Annotated in this window: 19 protein-coding genes and 1 riboswitch; of the genes, 5 read left to right on the forward strand and 14 right to left on the reverse strand. The window is 64.0% G+C overall.

Annotation, left to right across the window (positions count from 1 at the left end):
• Positions 1 to 14 precede the first annotated feature (14 nt).
• The 3 genes from QCE63_RS24345 to QCE63_RS24355 all read left to right on the forward strand — a co-directional run bounded on the left by QCE63_RS24345 (position 15) and on the right by QCE63_RS24355 (position 4200).
• Positions 15 to 1301, forward strand: coding sequence for an MFS transporter (locus QCE63_RS24345; protein ID WP_309836580.1), 1287 nt, complete (start codon positions 15 to 17; stop codon positions 1299 to 1301).
• Positions 1302 to 1359: 58 nt separating this feature from the next.
• A complete protein-coding gene (locus QCE63_RS24350) occupies positions 1360 to 2598 on the forward strand; it encodes a glycosyltransferase family 87 protein (RefSeq protein ID WP_309836581.1) in 1239 nt (412 codons plus the stop codon).
• A gap of 147 nt (positions 2599 to 2745) precedes the next feature.
• Complete coding sequence (locus QCE63_RS24355; protein WP_309836582.1) at positions 2746 to 4200, forward strand: MFS transporter; 1455 nt, start codon at positions 2746 to 2748, stop codon at positions 4198 to 4200.
• A 95-nt stretch (positions 4201 to 4295) separates the two neighbouring features.
• Here the strand turns inward: QCE63_RS24355 and QCE63_RS24360 are convergent, their stop codons facing one another.
• On the reverse strand, positions 4296 to 5444 hold the full coding sequence (locus tag QCE63_RS24360) for a ParB/Srx family N-terminal domain-containing protein (RefSeq protein ID WP_309836583.1): 1149 nt from the start codon (positions 5442 to 5444) through the stop codon (positions 4296 to 4298).
• A 215-nt stretch (positions 5445 to 5659) separates the two neighbouring features.
• Positions 5660 to 5848, forward strand: a riboswitch (FMN riboswitch).
• An 87-nt stretch (positions 5849 to 5935) separates the two neighbouring features.
• Here QCE63_RS24360 and QCE63_RS24365 point away from each other — a divergent pair.
• Positions 5936 to 6433, forward strand: coding sequence for a 6,7-dimethyl-8-ribityllumazine synthase (locus QCE63_RS24365; RefSeq protein WP_309836584.1), 498 nt, complete (start codon positions 5936 to 5938; stop codon positions 6431 to 6433).
• A gap of 43 nt (positions 6434 to 6476) precedes the next feature.
• Here the strand turns inward: QCE63_RS24365 and QCE63_RS24370 are convergent, their stop codons facing one another.
• From QCE63_RS24370 to QCE63_RS24410, 9 genes are read right to left on the reverse strand one after another with little or no spacing between them, the layout of a single operon-like run.
• Positions 6477 to 7271, reverse strand: a complete 795-nt coding sequence (locus QCE63_RS24370) for a glucose 1-dehydrogenase (RefSeq protein ID WP_309836585.1) — start codon at positions 7269 to 7271, stop codon at positions 6477 to 6479.
• 19 nt (positions 7272 to 7290) lie between these two features.
• Positions 7291 to 8751 (reverse strand): FGGY family carbohydrate kinase, encoded by a 1461-nt coding sequence (locus QCE63_RS24375; RefSeq protein WP_309836587.1) that lies wholly within the window; start codon positions 8749 to 8751, stop codon positions 7291 to 7293.
• Between the two features lie 10 nt (positions 8752 to 8761).
• Positions 8762 to 9844 (reverse strand): ABC transporter permease, encoded by a 1083-nt coding sequence (locus QCE63_RS24380; protein ID WP_309836588.1) that lies wholly within the window; start codon positions 9842 to 9844, stop codon positions 8762 to 8764.
• A 19-nt stretch (positions 9845 to 9863) separates the two neighbouring features.
• Complete coding sequence (locus tag QCE63_RS24385) at positions 9864 to 11399, reverse strand: sugar ABC transporter ATP-binding protein (protein ID WP_309836590.1); 1536 nt, start codon at positions 11397 to 11399, stop codon at positions 9864 to 9866.
• Positions 11396 to 12031 carry a DUF2291 family protein gene (locus QCE63_RS24390; protein ID WP_309836593.1) on the reverse strand — a complete coding sequence of 212 codons (636 nt, stop codon included), beginning with the start codon at positions 12029 to 12031 and terminating at the stop codon, positions 11396 to 11398. The genes QCE63_RS24385 and QCE63_RS24390 overlap by 4 nt, the downstream gene beginning before the upstream one ends.
• Positions 12032 to 12088: 57 nt before the next feature.
• Positions 12089 to 13033 (reverse strand): D-ribose ABC transporter substrate-binding protein, encoded by a 945-nt coding sequence (locus QCE63_RS24395; protein ID WP_309836594.1) that lies wholly within the window; start codon positions 13031 to 13033, stop codon positions 12089 to 12091.
• Between the two features lie 60 nt (positions 13034 to 13093).
• Positions 13094 to 13891, reverse strand: coding sequence for a GolD/DthD family dehydrogenase (locus tag QCE63_RS24400; RefSeq protein ID WP_309836595.1), 798 nt, complete (start codon positions 13889 to 13891; stop codon positions 13094 to 13096).
• Between the two features lie 21 nt (positions 13892 to 13912).
• Complete coding sequence (locus QCE63_RS24405) at positions 13913 to 14857, reverse strand: transketolase C-terminal domain-containing protein (protein ID WP_309836597.1); 945 nt, start codon at positions 14855 to 14857, stop codon at positions 13913 to 13915.
• Positions 14850 to 15701 (reverse strand): transketolase, encoded by an 852-nt coding sequence (locus tag QCE63_RS24410; RefSeq protein WP_309836599.1) that lies wholly within the window; start codon positions 15699 to 15701, stop codon positions 14850 to 14852. The genes QCE63_RS24405 and QCE63_RS24410 overlap by 8 nt, the downstream gene beginning before the upstream one ends.
• 191 nt (positions 15702 to 15892) lie before the next feature.
• Here QCE63_RS24410 and QCE63_RS24415 point away from each other — a divergent pair, with 191 nt between their 5' ends.
• The gene (locus tag QCE63_RS24415; RefSeq protein WP_309836601.1) at positions 15893 to 16660 is read left to right on the forward strand and encodes a DeoR/GlpR family DNA-binding transcription regulator; all 768 of its coding nucleotides are present in this window, start codon (positions 15893 to 15895) and stop codon (positions 16658 to 16660) included.
• Positions 16661 to 16678: 18 nt separating this feature from the next.
• On the opposite strand, the gene QCE63_RS24420 is transcribed toward QCE63_RS24415, so the two are convergent.
• From QCE63_RS24420 to QCE63_RS24435, 4 genes are read right to left on the reverse strand one after another with little or no spacing between them, the layout of a single operon-like run.
• Entirely contained in the window at positions 16679 to 17404 is a 726-nt protein-coding gene (locus QCE63_RS24420) for a GGDEF domain-containing protein (protein ID WP_309836602.1), read from the reverse strand.
• Positions 17405 to 17406: 2 nt separating this feature from the next.
• Positions 17407 to 17802 (reverse strand): DUF1987 domain-containing protein, encoded by a 396-nt coding sequence (locus QCE63_RS24425; protein ID WP_309836603.1) that lies wholly within the window; start codon positions 17800 to 17802, stop codon positions 17407 to 17409.
• A 19-nt stretch (positions 17803 to 17821) separates the two neighbouring features.
• Positions 17822 to 18385 carry a SiaB family protein kinase gene (locus QCE63_RS24430; protein WP_309836604.1) on the reverse strand — a complete coding sequence of 188 codons (564 nt, stop codon included), beginning with the start codon at positions 18383 to 18385 and terminating at the stop codon, positions 17822 to 17824.
• A 12-nt stretch (positions 18386 to 18397) separates the two neighbouring features.
• Positions 18398 to 19513, reverse strand: coding sequence for a SpoIIE family protein phosphatase (locus QCE63_RS24435; protein ID WP_309837324.1), 1116 nt, complete (start codon positions 19511 to 19513; stop codon positions 18398 to 18400).
• Positions 19514 to 19957: the final 444 nt, after the last annotated feature.

Here is a 19957-nt window from a genome sequence, read left to right on the forward strand (position 1 = left end):
AACCAGGAGACACCATGCCCTCTGATACACCCGACGTTCTGGATTACGCACTATCGCGCCAGGAGACGACGCGCGCGCAATATCGCTGGCGCGCGCTGATCGGCGTGACGTTCTGCTATCTGTTTTATTACACCGGGCGGCAGACGCTCGGCTTCGCGGTCGCCGGCATCCAGCACGACTTCGGACTGTCGAAATACGAGATCGGCTGGATCAGCGCGACCATGCTGTGGTGCTACGCGGGCGGCCAGTTCGTCAACGGCAATCTCGGCGACAAGCTCGGCGGCAAGACCATGATGATCGCGGGCGCGGTGCTGTCGCTCGCGGCGAACTGGCTGTTCAGCTTCGGCCACGGCTTCGTGTTCTTCCTGCTCGCGTGGGGGCTGAACGGCTTCTTCCAGTCGATGGGTTTCGCCCCCGGCAGCCGCCTGCTGTCGAACTGGTGGGACGACCGCCATCGCGGCTTCGTGTACGGCGTGTATGTGGGCTTTTCGGGATTCTCGTCGGTGCTCGCGTACATCCTTCCGGTGCTGATCCTGGGTACGCTGCATCTCGGCTGGATCTGGATCTTCCGTCTTGCGCCGCTCTCGATGCTGCTCGGTGCGCTCGTGCTGCTGTGCTTCGTCGCGGAGCGTCCCGAGGACAAGCATCTGCCTGCCGCCGAATCGTCCGGGGCGGCTGCCCCCGCTTCTCCCGGCGACGAACTGAGCAGCGCGCAACGCTACCGGCTCGTGCTCGGAAACTGGAAGCTGTATATCACGGGACTGGCCATCGGCCTGCAGAACGCGGCGCGCTATGCGCTGGTCGTGTGGGTGCCGGTGCATTTCCTGGGCATGGACTGGAAGACCTCGTCCTCGCTGATCGATCCCAAGTGGATCACCATCGCGTTGCCGGTGGGGATGGCGCTCGGCTCGCTGTCGAACAGCTGGATCTCCGACGTGCTGTTCCAGGGCAAGCGCTATGTGGCGATCGTCTGGTACATGGTGCTCGCCTGCGCGACCGCGGTGTGGATGATGTTCGTGCCGCATGGCAGCCTGCTGGGCGTGGCGCTGCTGTTCCTGTGCGGCTTCTTCGTGTTCGGGCCGGCCTCGTCGTTCTGGGCGCTGTGTCCGGATATCTTCGGACGGCGCGCGGCCGGCACCGCAACGGGCGTGCTCAATACGATGTCGTATGCGTTCGCGGGCATCGGCGAGCCGGCCATCGGCCACGTCATCGATGCGACCGGTCACACGACCATCATCTTTCCGATTGTTGCGGGTCTGTGCGCGGGCAGCGCACTGATGTCGATGTTGATCCGGCGCTGAGCCGGACGGGTCAACGGGACGGCTCAAGAACGCCCTCCCGTTGCCGATATAACGGCTCATGCCCATCGTCCCGACCCGACTGTCCGACGCCCCCGCCGCCGCGCACTGGCTGAACCTGAAGCGCCTGCGGGTCTATTGCCTCTCGACGCTGCTCCTGCTGGTCATTGTCGGGGTACGCACCGCGCATTATTCCTGGGGCCTGTACGGTCATCCGAACGGTTTCGACTTCACGACCTTCTGGGCTGCCTCACGCCTGTGGCTCGAAGGCCGGCCGCTCGCCGCCTATTCGCTCGACGCGCTGACCGAAGCCGCGCGACACATCTCGCCGCGCTTTCCCCGGGTTGGACCGTTCTTCTATCCGCCGAATTTCCTGTTGCTGCTCAAGCCGCTCGCGTGGCTGCCGAGCCCGGTCTCCTACGCGATCTTCGCGCTGCTCACGGCCGGCCTGCTCGTGACGCTGTTGCGCCGCGTGCTGCCGATGCGCGAGGCCCTGTTGCCGATCCTCGCCTTTCCCGGCCTCTGGCTGACCATGGCGCAAGGCCAGAACGCCTGCCTCACGGCGGCGCTCGCGCTGGCTGCTTTCATGAACCTGCAGAAGCGGCCGGTGGTGGCGGGCATCTGCATCGGCCTGTTGTCGATCAAGCCGCATCTCGCCATTCTCTTTCCGCTGGCGCTGGCCTGTGCCGGCATGTGGACCGCCTTCGGCGCGGCGGCGGTGACGGTGGTGCTGTTCACCGGCCTCGCGCTCGCTGTGTTCGGGCTCGGCGCGATCCCGCCGTTCCTGCATGGCATGAGTCTCGCCAGTCAGGCGATCGCCCAGGGCACGCTGCCGTGGACCCAGACGGCCAGTCTGTTCGCAACGCTGCGGCTCGCGCACGTGCCGGTCACGGCGGCCTATGTGGCGCAGGGCGGCCAGGCGCTCGCCGCGACGCTCGCCGTCATCTGGGTGTGGCGCCGTTCGGACGACCTCGCCGTGCGCGCCACGGCGCTGGTCGCCGCCACCTGCATGATCAGCCCGTACATCTTCAACTACGACACCACCTGGCTTGCCGTGCCGATCGCCTTATATGCGGCGAAAGGCCTGCGCGACGGCTGGCTCCCGTGGGAGCGCGAGGCGCTGTGTATCGCGTGGGTGTATCCCGTGCTGGGCGATCTGTGCGGCGTCACGCTGCACGCCGGGATCGGGCCGCTCGTGTTCGCCGCCTTGCTCGCGCTGGCGGTGCGTCGCGCGCGGCATGAACAGGGCGTGATGCCCGGCGCAGTGCCGATGCGCACGGAACCGCAGCCGCAGGGTTAACGAGAACATCGCCGATTGCGATGCCCCCGCTGCCGAAGCGGCACTTTTCGCGCACCGCCGCCCCGTCTAGATTGGCCAGCAATGAGATGGAGGCGCGCGCGGAATGATACGAGCCTGCGTCATCCAGAAAAACGACTGGAGACAATCATGGCCATTTCGGCAAGCGCCCCGCTACACCAAACCCTTCATGCCGCGCCCGCGCCGGCCGTGGCGGCGGACACCGAGCCGCCTGACCCTGGCGGCCTGATTTCAGCCCGGCTCGACCGCCTGCCCGCGACCCGCGCCGTCTGGAAGCTGGTCCTGCTGCTGAGTCTCGGCTTCTTCTTCGAACTCTACGACCTGCTGTTCACCGGCTACATCGCGCCGGGGCTGGTAAAGAGCGGCCTGCTCACGCCGACTACGCCCGGCCTGTTCGGCACCTCGGGTGTCGCGAGCTTCATTGCGGCGTTGTTCTGCGGGCTGTTCATCGGCACGGCGGCGTGCGGCTTTCTCGCCGACCGCTTCGGCCGCCGCGCGATCTTCACGTATTCGCTGCTCTGGTACGTCGCTGCCAATACGGTCATGGCCTTCCAGGACAGCGCCGGCGGTCTCAACTTCTGGCGCTTCGTCTCGGGACTCGGCATCGGCGTCGAGCTGGTCACGATCGGCACGTATCTCTCCGAGCTCGCGCCCAAGCATCTGCGCGGCCGCGCCTTCGCGGTGTGCCAGGCGGTGGGCTTCTCGGCGGTGCCGGTCGTGGCGTTCTGCTCCTGGCTGCTCGTGCCGCGCGCGCCGTTCGGGTTCGACGGCTGGCGCTGGGTCGCGCTGCTGGGCGGCGTGAGCGCGCTGTTCGTCTGGTATTTCCGGCGCAACCTGCCGGAAAGCCCGCGCTGGCTCGCGAGCAAGGGCCGCATCGACGAGGCCGATGCCGTGCTGAAGACTCTCGAAGCCGCCGTGGCGCGGCAGCACGGCGCAGCGTTGCCGCCGCCGGGCGCGCCCGATCCGGTCGCGCGCAAGGCCGGTTTCGCGGACATGTGGAAACCGCCGTATCGCCGGCGCACGGTGATGCTCATCCTGTTCCACATTTTCCAGACGGTGGGCTTTTACGGCTTCGCCAACTGGGTGCCGACGCTGCTCGTCAAGCAAGGCATCACGGTGACGTCGAGTCTGCTGTACACCACCCTCATCGGACTCGCGGCGCCGCTCGGCCCGCTGCTCGGCTATCTGATCGCCGACCGCTTCGAGCGCAAGCATGTCATCGTCGCGATGGCGGCGCTCAACATCGTGAGCGGGCTGTTGTTCAGCCAGACGTCGTCGGCGTCGTTCATCGTCGTGCTCGGTGTGTTGCTGACGCTGGCCGGCAACATCATCTCGTTCACGTACCACGCCTACCAGCAGGAGCTTTATCCGACCGCCATCCGCGCGCGCGCCGTGGGCTTCGTCTATTCGTGGAGCCGCCTGTCGGCGGTGTTCAGCTCGTTCGTGATTGCGTTCACGCTCAAGGAGTTCGGCGTCACGGGCGTGTTCGTGTTCATCGCCGGGGCGATGACGCTCGTGATGCTCGCCATCGGGCTGATGGGACCGCGCACGCTCGGGAAGTCGCTGGAGAGCATCTCGCATTGAAGCATCGGCGACAAGCGTCGGGCGGATTCACGAAACTCGGCATGCAGGATGAACATGCGCGGCGCCGTCCCAACCGGACCGCGCCGCGCGCATTTTCACTTCAGGCCGTTACGCGCCTTGTAGTCGAGCGTATAGGCCAGCTTGCCCGGCTTCGATGCGCTGAGCGGCTTCAGAAGATCGCCGAATTCGCCCTTGCTGTACTTCTTGCCCGCATTGATTGCGTCGAGCCGGCCCAGGTCCTTGCCGGTCTTGCCGTCGATGATGGGATCCGTCGTCGCGGCCATCTTCAGCGATGCGTTCCACACCGCGTTCAGGTAGCCGCTATCGGCGGTCGCGGGATCCGGATCGGTGGCGCCGAGCGTGGTCAGCGTGTAGCCGGTCAGCGGGAAGTTCGCGCGCAGCCAGTCGGCCCAGTAGAACTCGAGGAAATCCGTGGACGGCGTGGGCTTGCTGTAGCCGATGTCGCGCGTGAAATACACCAGCGAGCGATACACGTCGTTCTGCATGCCCTGCTTCAGGCCCAGACCGGCGGGCAGCTGCGCCGCCGTGATCGGCGCGCCGTTGGCGTCCTTCAGGCGCGTGTAGCCGCGATTCTGCATCTCCGACCAGAACGTCGTGCCCGAGTACGCGCTCAGGTTGTCCTTCACGATGACATGCACATGCAGCGTCGGGCCGCCGTCGGGGACTTCATAGTAGGTCGAGAGACCATGATGACCGTCGGTCAGAAACAGCGAGTCGCCGTTCGGGCCGATCACGACCGGGTTCAGGACAGTGGTATCGCGCGTGGCGGTGTCAGTGGTCGTGCAGGTGAAGCTGGTCGAATCCGTCAGCTTCGAGCTGGCCGACGAGCCGTCCGTCGCCAGGCTGTCGAGACCTTCGTCGGCGCAGAAGTCATCGAACTTCTTGGTCGGATCGGCTTCGTAACGGCCGAGCTTGTAGTAGATCTGGTCGTAGCCCAGTGCGGCTTGGGTCGGATGCAGCTCGCCGAGCGTGACGTCGAGCATCTGGCCCGCGCTCGCGGCGGCCCATTGACCGGCCTGGACGGCTTGCGGTGGCGTCGAGACCTCGGGGGACGAAGCCGAGGTCGGCGCGGATGCCTCGACGGGCGTGGACGCGCTGGCCGGCGCGGAGGCCGTATCCGTGGCGGCGGCGCTGTTCGCGGCGGGGGTCGTCGAGTTGCCGCCACAAGCGGCAAGCGCGATCAGCAGTGGAAGTGTGGTGCTCAGGGCGATCTTGTTATGCACAGGTTGATCCCGGACGGAGACAGTAAGCAGGCTTGTCAAAAACCCGCGAGCTTGCCGTAGGGATGTGAAAGACGTGTGAAAGCAGCCGGATTGCTTCCTGGTTTGCGTGATCGGTCCGGTGGAACGAAGCCTGACAGGCCCAAGGGGCATCCGGCGCAGGCACGCGGATCATGATAAGGTACGCCTCGTTTCCCGTATCTCGATTTTGTCGGGGAACACGTTCTCGGGGCGGGGTGCGATTCCCCACCGGCGGTAATCGTTTCCTGCTTGCAGGAGACGTAGCCCGCGAGCGCTCACCGGTTGTCCTGCCTGTCCAATCCCATTGGACCCGGCGCACCGGCGAGGTCAGCAGACCCGGTTGGATTCCGGGGCCGACGGTATAGTCCGGATGAAAGAGAACAGGACGGCTCGCGCCGCCCTTCGTCACGCCGCGCGCGTGCGGGGGCTAACGGCTGTCCTTCGCCCTGTTCACACCAAACAGGCTGAAGTCCATGAACATGAATCACACCAACGAAGCACAGGCTGTCTCTTCCGCAGGTGCCAGGCGTCCTCGCGTGGCCTTCGTCCAGGCATGCTGGCATCGCGACATCGTCGATCAATGCAAGACCGCCTTCATCGAGGCCATGCTCGCGAAGGGCTATGCGCGTGAAGACATCGATCTTTATGAAGTGGCGGGCGCCTTTGAAATTCCGCTGCACGCCAAGCATCTCGCGCAAAGCGGACCCTATGCGGGCATCGTCGCGGCGGGGCTCGTGGTCGACGGCGGCATCTATCGCCATGAGTTCGTCGCGCATGCGGTCATCGACGGCTTGATGCGCGTCCAGCTCGACACCGGCACGCCGGTGTTCTCCGCGGTGCTGACGCCGCATCACTTCCATCACGGCGAAGAGCACGTCCGCTTCTTCAGCGAGCATTTCCTCGTGAAGGGCGCCGAGGCCGCGCATGCCTGCGCCGACACCATCGCCAAGCTGAGCGCGCTGCCGGTCTGAGCACCGCGCGCTTCCGCCGGCCGGTATGCGCCGGCCGGCGGGCTCAGGACATGAACATGCCGCCGTCCACGTTGACGGTCTGGCCGGTGATGTACGCGGCGTCCTCCGAAGCGAGGAAGGTCACGAGTCCGGCCACGTCCGCGCCGTTGCCCGCGCGCTTCATCGGAATGTTGGCGACCCACTCGGCCATCAATTCACCGGGCTTGTAGTCGCCGAGCAGCTTGCCCCAGGCTTCGTCGTTGTAGGACCACATGTCGGTGGTGATGATGCCTGGGCAGAACGCGTTCACCGTGATGCCGGTGGGCGCCAGTTCCTTCGCGAGACTCTGCGTGATGCCGAGCACGCCGAACTTGCTGGCCGCGTAGTGCGGCGTGTACACGAAGCCCTGCCGCGCCTGCCCCGACGCCGTATTGATGAGCCTGCCGGTCTTGCCCGCCCGCAGCATGCGCGTGGCCGCTTCCTGGCAGCACAGGAACACGCCCTTGGTGTTCACGGCCATGACCTTGTCCCAGTCGGCTTCAGTGAGTTCCGGCAGCTTCGCGATGGTGATGACGCCCGCATTCTGCACCGACACATCCACCTCGCCGAGCGTGGTCGCCACCTCTTCGTAAAGCGCCACGACCTGCTGCTTGTCCGTCACGTCCATCTCGACGGCCAGCGCCTCGAAGCCTGCTTCGCGCAAGTGCGCGGCGGCATCGTGCACGCTCTTCTCGTTCGCGGTCACGCAGACCTTGGCGCCTTCCCGCGCGAAGCGCTCCGCGATGGCCAGTCCGATACCCCGGCTGCCGCCCGTCACGACCACAACCTTGCCTTCGAACCGCTTGGCTTGATAAGTCACGTTCCCTACTCCCAGGTTTTCAAAGTCGATTGATCCAGCGCAGCCATTGCGCATGATTGTCCGCGGCCGCCGCGACGCCGCTTCCCGGCTCCACGCGCCGCGCCACCACGCGCCTGGCCTGATACGCATCCAGCGAATCCGCCAGTCCCGCCTGACATCCGGCCAGCGCCGCCGCGCCCGCCGCCGAGATCTCGCTGACGGCGAGCGTGCTGACGGGCCGGTCCAGCGTGTCGGAGAGATACTGCAAGAGGAACGGCCGCTGCGTCAGTCCGCCGTCGAGATACAGTTCGGCGAGCGGCACATCGGCGGCCTGTTCCATGACCGTGATGACATCCTTGATCTGATACACGATGGATTCATACGCCGCCCGCGCCACGTGCTGCCACGACGTCGAGAAATTCAGCCCGACGATCTGCGCGCCGCCCGGATACTTCCAGTGCGGGCAGCCGATGCCCGAGAACGCCGGAATCAGGAACACGCCGCCGTTGTCGTAGTCGGTGAAGGCCTGCTCGGCGTGGGCGAAGTCATCGAAGAGATGCAGCTTTTCCTTGAGGAACGCGGGCGTGGAACCCGCGCTGATGACGATGCCCTCCAGCGCGTAATCCACGCGCTCCCCGATGGCGAAGCACAACGTGGACACCAGTCCGTGTTCCGGTTCGTGCGCCTTCGCGCCGACGTTCATCATGATCGACGAGCCCGTGCCCATCGTCGCCTTCGCTACGCCCGGACGCAGGCATCCTTCGCCGACAGCCGCCGCGTGCGAATCGCCGATCATCGCGAGAATCGGCAGCGGACGGTCCAGCAGGCCGTCGAAGTCGGTCGAGCCGAAGTCGGAGGCCGAAGGCCGCAATTCCGGCAGCCGCAGCCCTTCCAGCCCGAACAGCGCGACGAGCTCACGATCCCATTCGAGCGCGCCGAGATTCAGCAGCATCGTGCGCGACGCGTTGGTGTAATCGGTGCGATACGCCGCTCCCTTCGTCAGCCGGTACAGCAGCCAGCTGTCCACCGTGCCGAAGAACGCCTCGCCCGCTGCAATGCGCGCGTGGACGCGTTCGTCGTTCTCGTTGAGCCAGACGAGCTTGGTGCCGGAGAAATACGGATCGATCAGCAAGCCGGTCTTCTGCGCGATCAACGGCGCGAGCCCGTCGCCCTTCATGCGTTCGCAGATGCCGAGCGAGCGCTGGCACTGCCACGACACCGCCGGCACGATGGGCTCGCCCTGCCGGTCCCACAGCACGACCGTCTCACGCTGGTTCGAGATGCCGATCCCGGCAATCTCGCCCTCGTAGTTGCTCAAACACTGGCGCACAGCCTTCAGCACCGAGTCGTACAACGCGTTCGCATCCTGCTCGACGAAGCCCGTGCGCGGCGTGTCGCAGGCCACCGGCGCGAAGCCGCGCGCATGCACGTGGCCTTCGTTGTCGAAGATGAGCGCCTTGGTGCCGCTCGTGCCTTGATCGATTGCGAGAATGGTCTTCATCGTCCGGGCCTCATGCGGTGAGCGACACCATGCGCGACTGGAGACGCTGCTGCAACTGATCGACGACCACCGCGAAGATGATGACGAGGCCCTTGATGACCATCTGCCAGAAGTCGCTGATGCCGCACATCACCATGCCGTCGCCGAGAATGCTGATCACGCACGCGCCCACCACCGAGCCGAACACTGTGCCGCGCCCGCCCATCAGCGCAGTGCCGCCGAGCACCACCGCCGCGATGGCGTTCAGTTCATAGGTCTGGCCGGTCAGCGGATGCGCGGTCTGCAATTGCGCCGTGATGACCAGTCCGACAATGGCCGCGCAAAAGCCCGAAAACATGTACACGAACAGCTTCACGCGATTCGTGCGGATGCCCGAGAAGCGCGCGGCCTGCTCGTTGCCGCCGATCGCGTAGATGCGCCGTCCGAGCGGCGTCTTGCGGGCGATGAAGATGGTGATGGCGGCGAGCACGATCATGATCCAGACGGGCATCGAGAGGCCGAGGATCGTGCCGTTGCCGATGAATTCGAAGCCCGTGTTGCCGAGCGCCGGATTGCCTTCGAGGTCGGCGAAGGTGCTGCCGTTGTTGACCAGCAGCGCCGCGCCGCGCACCACGTAGAGCATGCCGAGCGTCGCGATGAAGGGCGCGACGTTGAGCATGGTGATGAGATAGCCGTTCACCGCGCCGATCAACGCGCCGAGCAGACAGGCGATGAGCGCGACGCCCCACGGATTGAAGAAGACCACGTGATGCCCGATCTTCACGCCTTCGAGCAGCAAATAGCCCGCCGCCATGCCGCTGATGCCGACAATCGACCCGACCGACAGATCGATCCCGCCAGTCAGGATCACGAGCGTCATGCCGATGGAAAGAATCGCGACCACGGTGACGTGCTTCGCCATGATGAGCAGATTGCCGGTGGAGAGAAAGCTTTCCGTGGCCAGCGAGAACACGATGATGATCGCGAACAGCGCGATAAAGATGCGCAGCTTGAGCAGGTTCACCGCGAAGCGCGCTGCTGCATAAGCGCCCTGACGATTGTGCTTCGCGTGCACCGGCGTCACCGGCGGATTGCTGCTGTTGGGTGTATTCATGGTTCGGATCTCGTTCCTTTCACACTACGGCGGTCGCGGGCGTCGAGGCGCGCACGATGCGCTCGCTGTCGAACTGCCCGCGCTCCAGCACGGCAGTCAGCCGGCCGCTCGCCATGACGAACACGCGGTTCGATACCGCCATGGCCTCGTCCAGCTCGGAGGTCGCATAGATCACGGCAATGCCGGATTGCGCGAGCAGACTGATGGTCTTGTAGACATCTTCCTTCGCGCCGACGTCGATGCCGCGCGTCGGCTCGTCCATCAGCAGCACCTTGGGCCTCGTCAGCAGCGCCTTGCCGATCACGACCTTCTGCATGTTGCCGCCCGAGAGCGACGTGATCGGTGCATCGACGGAAGCGGCCTTGATGGCGAGCCTCTTCACGATGTCGTCCGCCGCTGCCACTTGCCGGTCGCGCGTCAGTGAACCGACAAAGCGCCGCGTGAACTTGCCGAGGCTCGACAACGTCATGTTTTCAAGGATCGTCATCAGTTGCACCATGCCCTGCTTCTGACGATCTTCCGGCACCAGCGCGATGCCCGCTTCGATGCGCTTCGGAATCGGCATGTCCTCGATGGCCTTGCCCGCCAGCTCGATCTCGCCGAGCGCGAGCGGATTGGCGCCGAGCAGCGACTCCAGCAGTTCGGTGCGGCCCGCGCCCATCAGCCCGTAGATGCCGACCACCTCGCCCGCCTTCACCGAGAACGACACGTGATCCACGGCGTAGATGCCGTTTGAACGCTTGAGCGCGAGGTCCTTCACCTTGAGCACCTCCGCGCCGATGCTGTGCTGCTCGAAGGCGAAGCGCTTCTTCGACGAGCCGACCATCGCTTCGATGATCCATGGAATGTCGATGTTGGCGATCTCGTCCTCGGCGACGAGCCGGCCATTGCGCAGCACCGTGATGCAGTCGCCGATGGCCATGATCTCTTCCAGCCGGTGCGAGATGTAGATGACCGTGACGCCTTCATCCTTCAACTGCCCGATGATCTTGAAGAGAATCTCCACTTCCGTCTTCGACAGCGCGGAAGTCGGCTCGTCCATGATGAGCACCTTGATGTGCTTGGACAGCGCCTTGGCGATCTCGATCAGCTGCTGCTGGCCCACGTAGAGATCGCCGAGCCGCGTGCGCGGGTCGATCGCGATATGCAGGCGGTCGAGCAGCACCTTCGCCTGATGATTTTCCCGCTTAGACACGATCACGCCCGAACTCGTGATCTCGTTGCCCGCGAAGACGTTCTCGGCGACCGTCATGTCGGGAAAGAGATTCAGCTCCTGAAAAATGATGCCGATGCCGTGTTTCTCCGCGCTGCGCACGTCGCTGATCTGCGCGAGCTGTTCGTCGATCCAGATCTCGCCCGAAGTGGGCGTCTCCGCGCCGGCCAGCAGTTTCATCAGCGTGGACTTGCCCGCGCCGTTCTCGCCGATCAGCACGTTGACCTTGCCGCGCCGCACCTTGTAATCGACATCGATCAGCGCGGCCGTGCCCGGATACTGCTTCGAGAGGCCGCGCGTCTCGATCACGTTCACCGGGTTCAGGGTTCGGGGTTCGCTCATTTCCAGACCACCGGAATCGCGCGGATCTCGCCCGCAGGCTCGCTCCAGCTGCTGTAGACGGCGGCGGCGTCCACGCTGTCGCCGGCCTTCAGCTTCAACGACTGCTGCACGCGCGCCACGACCAGCTTGTTCAGTTCCTGGCCGAAAGCGGCGAAGCGGGTCTGGTCGTCGAAGTCGCTGTACTTGACGCCGGGAAAGCCGTCGCGCACGCCAGTGCCGACCACCACCGGACCCATCTCCAGCACCACGCTCACCGGCTCGCCGCCGCTCGCCGGCGCCACCTCGACATACGCCTTGCCGACCCGCGAAGTCGAATCGATGCGCGTCACCTTGCCCTGCACGCGCAGCCAGAAATTGCACGGAAACGCATTGCTCTGACGGAAGCCGAACTGCTTGCAGGCGTCGTCGAAATTCTGGTTCAACGCGCCGATCACCTGCGCTGCGGGCTTGGCGTTCTTGTCGGCGTAGGGAATGAGCTGGTCGCTCAGCATCTTCGCGGCGTCCGGGCCCTTGTGCTGGCCCTGGCTGCGGATTTGCGCCAGCTCGGTATCGGTCACGACGTGACACGCGGCGAGGCTCAGCACGCACAGCGTCAGCAGCGCGCGCCAGCCGGTGGAAACGGGATGAACCATGACGACCTCACTTGACAAGCCCTGGCAGCGGGCCGCGCCCGCTGCCGTTCGCGCACCTTACTTCGTGTAGTAGAAGTCCTTGACCTTCGATGCGTTGTCTTTCGTGATCAGGATGCCGCGCGTCAGTTGGCGCTCCGGCTCGCCGGTCTTGCCGGTGTTGATGTATTTGTCGAGCAGGTCCACGCCGTGGATTGCGATGCCCTGCGCCTGCAGCATCACGGTGGCCTTCAGCTTGCCCGCGAGAACCGAATCGCGCTCGTCGTTGCTGCCGTCGATACCCATCACGACGACATCCTTGTGCCCCGCCGACTCCAGCGACGCAATGGCGCCCAGCGCCACCGGCCCGTTACCGCAGATCACGCCCTTGATGTTCGGATGCTCCTGCAGGATCGAATCCATCGCCTGCTTGCCGGGCAACAGCGCGCCCTTGGCATCCTGGCGCGCGACCATCTTGAGATCGGGATATTGATCCAGCACCTGATGGAAGGCTTGCGAACGCGTGACGCAGTTCTTGTCGGCGAGATTGCAGGTCAGCTCGACATATTCGCCCTTCTCGCCGATCGTCTCGACGAAGCGCTGCGCCACTTCGGTGCCCGCTTGCAGGTTGTTGTGACTCAGCTGCGCGATCGCAATGCCGTCCTTCGGAATCTCGCGGTTGATCAGCACGACCGGCACATTCTTGTCCGCCGCCGCGCGCACCGTGGCGACGCTCGCGTTCGAATCCGCGTTGTCGAGCACGATGCCCTTCACGCCCTTGCCGATCACCAGGTTCACGAGTTCGTTCTGCTTGTTCACGTCCTCGCCGTGCGAGAGCACGATGGTGTCATAACCGAGCTTCTTCGCCTCGGCTTCCGCGCCCTTGGCTTCGGCCGCGTAATAGGGATTGTCGAGCGCGTTGACGAGAATCGCGATGGTGCCCTTGCCCGCGGCGTGCGCACTGCCGGGCATCACGGCGGCAAACGATACGGCTACCGCGGCTGCGACTGCAAGCTTCTTCCACATGTTGTTGTCTCCGGTTTGGTTTGTCTTTCTGGAACAGCGTGGTCTTGCTCGGATGACGACTCAGGCGATCGTGTAGCCTCCGTCGATCATGATGTCGGCGCCCGTGATCATGTCCGCGCCGTTGGACAGCAGGAAGAGAATCGCGGCGGCGATTTCGTCGGTGTAGGCGAAGCGTCCGACCGGAATCAGCTTCTTCATGTTCTCGCCCTTCTCGCCTTCCCAGGCGGCGGCGCCCATCGGCGTCAGCACGACCGTAGGCGACACCGTGTTCACCGTGATGCCGCGCGGCGCCCATTCCTTCGCCAGCACCTTCGTCATGCCGATCAACCCGGCCTTTGCCGAGGTATAGGCGCAATGCTGGTCGATAGCGACCGTCGCCGCCTGCGACGCGATGTTGACGATCTTGCCGCCATGTCCGCTCGCGAGCACGATGCGCGCGAAGTGTTTCGCGCACAGGAACGGCCCGGTGAGATTCACGCCGATCTGCCGCTGCCATTCGTCGAAGGTGATGTCTTCGGCGCGCGTCAACGTGATGCAGCCCGCCGCGTTGACGAGCAGATGCACATCGCCGAAATGGTCGCGCGCGGCGGCCATGGCGCGCTCGACTTCGGCTTCGTTGGCGACATCGCAGGCAAAGGCGCGTGCATTGTCAGCACCCAGTTCCGCGAGCGCGGCCTGCACGCGCGGTTCCTCGAAGCCCGGATACAGAATCGCCACGCGCGCGCCTTTGGCGATCAGCGCGGCATTGGTCGCCATTGCAATGCCGCCCAGGCCACCCGTGACCACGGCGACCTTGCCGTCGAGGCGAAAATCGAAATCGACGCCGTGGCGCAGCGACATGTCGTATTGAATGCTCATGTGCGTCTCCGTCCTGTTGTTCTATTGCGCGCACAACGCGCGCACGGCGTCGGCGATACCCGCCGCGTCGATGCCATAGTGTTTGCGAATGCCCTGCCGCGTGCCGTATTGCGCGAACTCGCCTTCGGTGATGCCGAGCGTGGTCAGCGGGCGATTGATGCGACGGCGCGCCATCAGCATGGCCACGGTGGCGCCAATGCCGCCGTGCAGCGAATGCTCCTCCACCGTGACGATGGCTTCATGACGCTGAACAATCGCCGCGAGCGCGTCCTGATCGAGCGGCCGCAGCGAGGACAGGTTGACGAGCGTCGGATCGAGCACGCCGTCGCGGCGCAGCGCCTCGCAGGCATCGAGCGCTTCTCCGACCACCGAGCCGAGCGCAATGACCGCGACCTTCGACCCTTCGATCAGCACGTCCGGCCGGCCCGGCTCGAAGCGATAGGACGCGTCGTGCACGACGGGGAATTTGGCGTTGTCGAGCCGGATGTAGACAGGTCCGTCCACCGACACCGCATGGTCGATCACCTGCGCCGTTTCCATCTCGTCGCACGGCGCGAAGATCTGCACGGTGCCGAAGCCGCTCATGATGGAGATATCGTCGATCGCGTGATGGGTCGAGGCCAGCGGACCGTAGGCGACGCCCGCATTGAGCCCGAGCATCTTGACGTTGGTCGCGCTGTAGCAGACGTCGTTCTTGACCTGCTCATTCGCCCGGCCGACGAGAAACGGCGCCGCGTTTGCCGTGAACACGATATGCCCGCCGAGCGCGAGGCCCGCGGCCATGCCGACCATGTTCTGCTCCGCGATGCCCACGTTGATCACGCGCTCCGGAAAGCGTTCGAGATAAGGGCCGATCTTCGAGGTGGAAGTGGAATCCGCCACCACGACGATGATGTCGCGTCCCGCCGAAGTCAGCCGGTCGATTGCGCTCACCGCGCCGTCACGCAAGTCCGCGTAGTCACGCATGGTCGAGCTCCTGCAACGCCTGCTTGAGTTGATCTTCGGTCGGGAACTTGTGATGCCACGCGGGCACGTTCTCCATGAAGGAGACGCCGCGCCCCTTGATGGTGTGCGCAATCACCACTTTCGGCTTGCGGTTGTCGTAATCGAGACTTTCCAATAGTTTCCAAATGGAGTCCACCTGGTTTCCATTGACGTCGTGAACCTCGAAGCCGAACGCGCGGAATTTCTCGTCGAGCGGATCGAGATCCATGATGTTGTGCGTGAAGTCCGCCAGTTGCAGGCGATTGCGGTCCACGATCACCACCAGGTTCGACAGCTCGAAGTGCGCCGCCGCCATCGCGGCTTCCCAGTTGGAGCCTTCCTCGAGTTCGCCGTCGCCGGTCAGCACGAACACGCGTCCCGTGCCGCCGCTGCGCGCGGCGTGGCGCTGCTTCGCCATCGCCAGGCCGGCAGCTATCGGGAAGCCATGGCCGAGGCCGCCGGTATTCACCGTGACCCACGAAGGCAGCTTCTGCCGCACCGGATGGCCTGGCAGACGGCCGTCGTCCTTCAAGTACGTGAGCAGTTCGCGTTCGGGCAGCCAGCCCAGTTCCGCGAAACACGCATACAGGCCGCCCACGCCATGCCCCTTGCTGAGAATGAACTCGTCATGCCAGCGCACGCGCTGTCCTGCCTCGACCTCATAGCGCAGCACATGAAAATACAGCGCCGCCAGGATGTCCGCCTCCGACATGTCGCCGCCCGTGTGACCGCTCTTCGCGTTGGCGTTCATCACGCAGATCTTCTTGCGGATGTCCTGCGCCCGACGGTGTAGCGCATCGCCGGACTGCTTGAAAGGGTTTTCCATTCCTGCTCCCAGACTTCCCGTTTGCCTGAAAGCAAGTTTCTTTTACTTTCTTTCGAAAGTCAAAGAGAAGCAAACGAAAGAAGGGAAAACACCTAAGCAAGGCGCGGCAGCGCGTCTGATGAGGCAGAATAGGGCTTGAAGACGGGCATACAGACGCGCGTGCCGGGCGACGCGTCGGCGGGAAACCAAAAATGGATCAACGGACCAGAACAGAAAAAATTTTCGAACGCGTGCAGGCCGCGAAACTGGTGAAGCTGTCAGAGCTTTCCAGCGAATTCGGCGTTTCCATGCCGACGATTCGAAAGGACATCGACGAGTTGCAGCGTCTTGGGCGCGTGGAACGCGTGCATGGCAGCGTGCGGCTGACGTCGACGCAACCTGAAACCGCGCGGCGCGCCGACCACGCGCCCGTGCTGCCCACCAGCCCGGAAAAGGCGTTGATTGGCAGGAAGGCGGCGAGCCTGATCTCGAACGGCGACTCGCTGATTCTCGACTGCGGCGCCACCACCACCGAACTCGCGAAAAACCTGCTCGACCGGAAGAACCTGCGCATCGTGACGAATGCGCTGAACATCGCCATCCTGCTCGGCGCGGAGCCGACCAATCGCGTGATGCTCACTGGCGGCATCTTCAAGGCGGAGACGGTGGCGGTGTCGGGCGAGAAAGCGTCGGCCTTCTTCGAAGGCATGTTCGTCGACAAGCTCTTTCTCGCGGCAGGCGGCGTGTCGATGGAATCGGGCATCTCGTATCCGGACTTCATCGACCTGCATGTGAAGCGCGCGATGATCGACGCCGCGAAGACCGTCTATCTGCTCGCGGATTCGAAGAAGTTCGGCAAGCGGGAGTTCGCCGCGTTCGGCGCGATGGAAAGCATCGACTGCCTGGTGACGGACGAAGGCCTCGGCGACGAGTTCGTCACCTGGCTGAACAACAGCGGCACGCGCATTCTCTACGCGTGAATCAGTGAACGAGTCGCGCTATTGCGTGGCGAATTCAACACGATTACGTCCGCTGCGCTTGGCGCGATACAGCGCCTCGTCGGCGAGACCATAGGCGGTATCGAAGCCGGTTCCAGCGCGGTTATGACTGACGCCGAAGCTGACCGTGATGCGGCGGTCCAGTGACGGCACCACGCGCGCCTCGCTGATGGCGGCCCGCATGCGTTCGGCGAGCGAGGCGGCGGCGGCGTGATCGTCGCCGGGCACCAGCACCGTGAACTCCTCCCCGCCCACGCGGCCGATGAAACCGTCCTCGCCCACGATGCGGCGCAGACACTCGACGACACCGAGAATCACGGCATCGCCCGTCGGATGACCGAAGTCGTCGTTGACGCGCTTGAACTCGTCGATGTCGAGCACGATCATCGTCGCGCTGCGCTCCTTCAGCGTGCGCGTGGCCTGCTCGATCACGGCGCTGCGGTTGAACACGCCGGTCAGCGCGTCGTGCGAAGCGCGGTGCGCGAGTTGCTGCGCCAGAACCTGCATCTCGCGTTCGGCGCGGTCGCTGCGGCCGATCAGACGGCGCGTTTCACGCATCAGGCGCTCGAAGTGATCGATGAGCGCGCCCAGCGACTGACGCAAGGCTTCGGCATCCGCACCGTCCGCTGCATGCTCGCCGCGCGCTTTCTCCAGCGCGGCGGTCTCGTTCTCGAACAGATCGGGGGCGTGCGCGGGCATCGGGTCGCCGGAGGAGATCGAAGTCATCCTCAGCGTCCCGGGTAAGCCACCGGACGATCCGTGAACTCGATGGCATCGAAATCCGCCTTCAGTTCCTCGCCGAACTCGGCGATCGTCTCGTCTTCTTCGTCGTGATACCAGTTCATCAGCACGCGGCAGCCCGACTGCGCGGCCTCATTCAGCGCATCGAACATGCTGAACAGCATCTTGGTGCTCGAACTGTTGAAGTACGTGAGCGCAACGTCGATGGTGACGGCCGCGTCCGTGTTCACCGCAAGATACTTGCGCATCCGCTCGATGACGGGCGCATAGAAGGCCGCCGCGTTCTCCGGATACGACTCACCCTTCAGCAGCAACGCATGCTGATCGAAACGAAAATCGACCTCGGGCGACGTGGTCGTGGCGGCAATATAGAAGTTATCCATGATTTCTTGCGCCTTGTGCTCAGATAATGGCCATGAGGCAAAACAGCGTGGTTCCGGGTTCGTCGGCACGCGGATGAAAAGCGAATTCGAGTGGCGCGCTGGCATCGCGCGCCATCGTGAGGAAGCCCATGCCGGCGCCCTTGCTGTCTTCCGGCGTCTCGGCGCGCAACGATTCCTTATAGGCTTGCTTGATCTGCTCGAGCGACATGTGACGCAAGGGCTCGAGCTTGTTGCGCAGGCTTTCCACTTCGGCGCTCGACATCGGGTTGACGCACAACATGACGTGACGATCGCCGTCGCGGGAGATGCAGACCGCGCCCTCGCGAATGGAGCCGTCTTTCGCGCCGTCGCGCGCCAGCGCATTCGACGAGTAATGCACGATGTTCTGCGACAGCTCGACGAACGAAGAGAACAGCTTGCGCCGCGTCGGACCGTTCACGCCGGCCACTTCCAGCTGCAGTTTGACGACCTCGCCCATCGCCGCGACGATGTTATGCGAGAAGTAGCCCTTGTGATAGAAGAGCACGTTGCGTCGCTGCGCCAGGTCGAAAAAGGCGCTGTCTTGATCGAGTAGTTGAGACATGCTTGGGAAGAGCTAGAGTCGCACACAAAAGAACGTTACGTCGTCGCGCCGGGGCTGCACGCTCTGCCAGTCCGCAAGCGTCAGCCGCAGCCGTTCGCAGAGGGCCGCCGCCGGTTCGGCGCGATGCTCGCGAATCACATCGAGCGCGCGACGCCGGCCGAAGGAAATGCTGCGCGGTCCGCCGATCTGATCGGTCAGGCCGTCCGTGCAGATGAACAGCAGGCTGCCGGCCGGCACGGCCACCGAGTGCAGGTTCCACGCATAGTCCGCGTGGCTGTCCACGTAACCGACGCCCATGCGGTCGGCGGCGAGCGTCTCGAACTCCGTCGCGTCCGGCGCCAGGATATGCAGCGCGATCCGCGCGCCGGCGAAATGCAGCACGTTTTCGCGCGTGTCGAACCAGAGGAACGCGGTATCCAGGCCGTCGTTCGAACGGGCCTCGCCGGGCGCGCTGTTCACCTGACCGAGCAGACCCTTGACGTTGCGGTTCACCGCCGAAAGCAATGCGGCCGGATCGCGCGGCCCCATCTGTTCGAGCGCCTGCGACAGCGAAGCCGAAGCCAGCAGCGTCATGAATGCGCCGGGCACGCCGTGGCCGGTGCAATCGGCGACGGCGCCGAACCAGCCATGCGGAAACGCGGCGAAGTGATAGAAGTCGCCGCCCACGACATCGCGCGGCTCCCACTGCAGCGCGGCGCCCGGCAATTGGGTGGCCAGCGCTTCGTCGGAGGCGCGCAGCATCGCGCGCTGGATCACGCTCGCGTACTCGATGCTCTGCATGATCTGGCGGTTTTTCTCTGCCTGCATTTCCGCGACGGCGCTGACCAGTTCCAGACCGCTGCCCACGCCCGCAAAGCGTCCGCCCCGCGTCACGATGAAACCGTCCACCAGCGCTTTCTCACCGGCTTCGACCGTCCTGAACGCAAGCGTTTCGATGCTTTCATCCGCATCGACGACCAACGGCTCCTTGTCCATGAAAGCAATGCAGCTTTTCTTGTCATAAAGCTCGCGGTGAAAGGGCTTGCTCATCTGCGACATGAAAATATCGCGATTGATCAGGCCGATCGGGCGCAGATTTTCAATCACGGCCAAACTTCCCATATGGCGGCGCGCCGAGAAGATTTCCATCACGAGGGAATTCGAATCCTCGGCGTCCACGAATGGAACTTCCTGGGATAAATCTCCCGCGACGCGTAAATTGCGCTGGCCGGAGAAGCGGTAAAACCTTGAAAACGCAGGGTGCATCGGGACGTCGAAGGTTGAGAAAACAGAGCACGCTAAGGCTTCTGTGTGAAGTTTTGGTGACAACAAAGCAGGTGATGTTTTCACCACACCGTGCAAACGTTTGCCGAATGGACCTCTTTTTGGCAATGCGTTCTCGTCTTGCTACCCGCGAAAATTGCCGGCCGTTCAGCGATCGAACAGAAATAAATCCCGAATCGCTCCTTTGCATTATGCGGATTCTATTGATTAATACTATTCGTCTGAGTATTGAAACACTTTCGGTGAGTGTCTAAACTGAAATTAATGATTCTTCGCGACACAGGCGTGAATGAATCGACTGGCAACAGC

Source organism: Caballeronia sp. LZ065, assembly GCF_031450975.1.
Lineage (GTDB): Bacteria > Pseudomonadota > Gammaproteobacteria > Burkholderiales > Burkholderiaceae > Caballeronia.

Coding starts and splice junctions, on each gene's coding strand:
- QCE63_RS24345 (WP_309836580.1), top strand. CDS start 15: ATGCCCTCTGATACACCCGACGTTCTGGATTACGCACTATCGCGCCAG.
- QCE63_RS24350 (WP_309836581.1), top strand. CDS start 1,360: ATGCCCATCGTCCCGACCCGACTGTCCGACGCCCCCGCCGCCGCGCAC.
- QCE63_RS24355 (WP_309836582.1), top strand. CDS start 2,746: ATGGCCATTTCGGCAAGCGCCCCGCTACACCAAACCCTTCATGCCGCG.
- QCE63_RS24365 (WP_309836584.1), top strand. CDS start 5,936: ATGAACATGAATCACACCAACGAAGCACAGGCTGTCTCTTCCGCAGGT.
- QCE63_RS24375 (WP_309836587.1), bottom strand. CDS start 8,751: ATGAAGACCATTCTCGCAATCGATCAAGGCACGAGCGGCACCAAGGCG.
- QCE63_RS24380 (WP_309836588.1), bottom strand. CDS start 9,844: ATGAATACACCCAACAGCAGCAATCCGCCGGTGACGCCGGTGCACGCG.
- QCE63_RS24385 (WP_309836590.1), bottom strand. CDS start 11,399: ATGAGCGAACCCCGAACCCTGAACCCGGTGAACGTGATCGAGACGCGC.
- QCE63_RS24390 (WP_309836593.1), bottom strand. CDS start 12,031: ATGGTTCATCCCGTTTCCACCGGCTGGCGCGCGCTGCTGACGCTGTGC.
- QCE63_RS24395 (WP_309836594.1), bottom strand. CDS start 13,033: ATGTGGAAGAAGCTTGCAGTCGCAGCCGCGGTAGCCGTATCGTTTGCC.
- QCE63_RS24400 (WP_309836595.1), bottom strand. CDS start 13,891: ATGAGCATTCAATACGACATGTCGCTGCGCCACGGCGTCGATTTCGAT.
- QCE63_RS24405 (WP_309836597.1), bottom strand. CDS start 14,857: ATGCGTGACTACGCGGACTTGCGTGACGGCGCGGTGAGCGCAATCGAC.
- QCE63_RS24410 (WP_309836599.1), bottom strand. CDS start 15,701: ATGGAAAACCCTTTCAAGCAGTCCGGCGATGCGCTACACCGTCGGGCG.
- QCE63_RS24415 (WP_309836601.1), top strand. CDS start 15,893: ATGGATCAACGGACCAGAACAGAAAAAATTTTCGAACGCGTGCAGGCC.
- QCE63_RS24420 (WP_309836602.1), bottom strand. CDS start 17,404: ATGACTTCGATCTCCTCCGGCGACCCGATGCCCGCGCACGCCCCCGAT.
- QCE63_RS24425 (WP_309836603.1), bottom strand. CDS start 17,802: ATGGATAACTTCTATATTGCCGCCACGACCACGTCGCCCGAGGTCGAT.
- QCE63_RS24430 (WP_309836604.1), bottom strand. CDS start 18,385: ATGTCTCAACTACTCGATCAAGACAGCGCCTTTTTCGACCTGGCGCAG.
- QCE63_RS24435 (WP_309837324.1), bottom strand. CDS start 19,513: ATGGAAATCTTCTCGGCGCGCCGCCATATGGGAAGTTTGGCCGTGATT.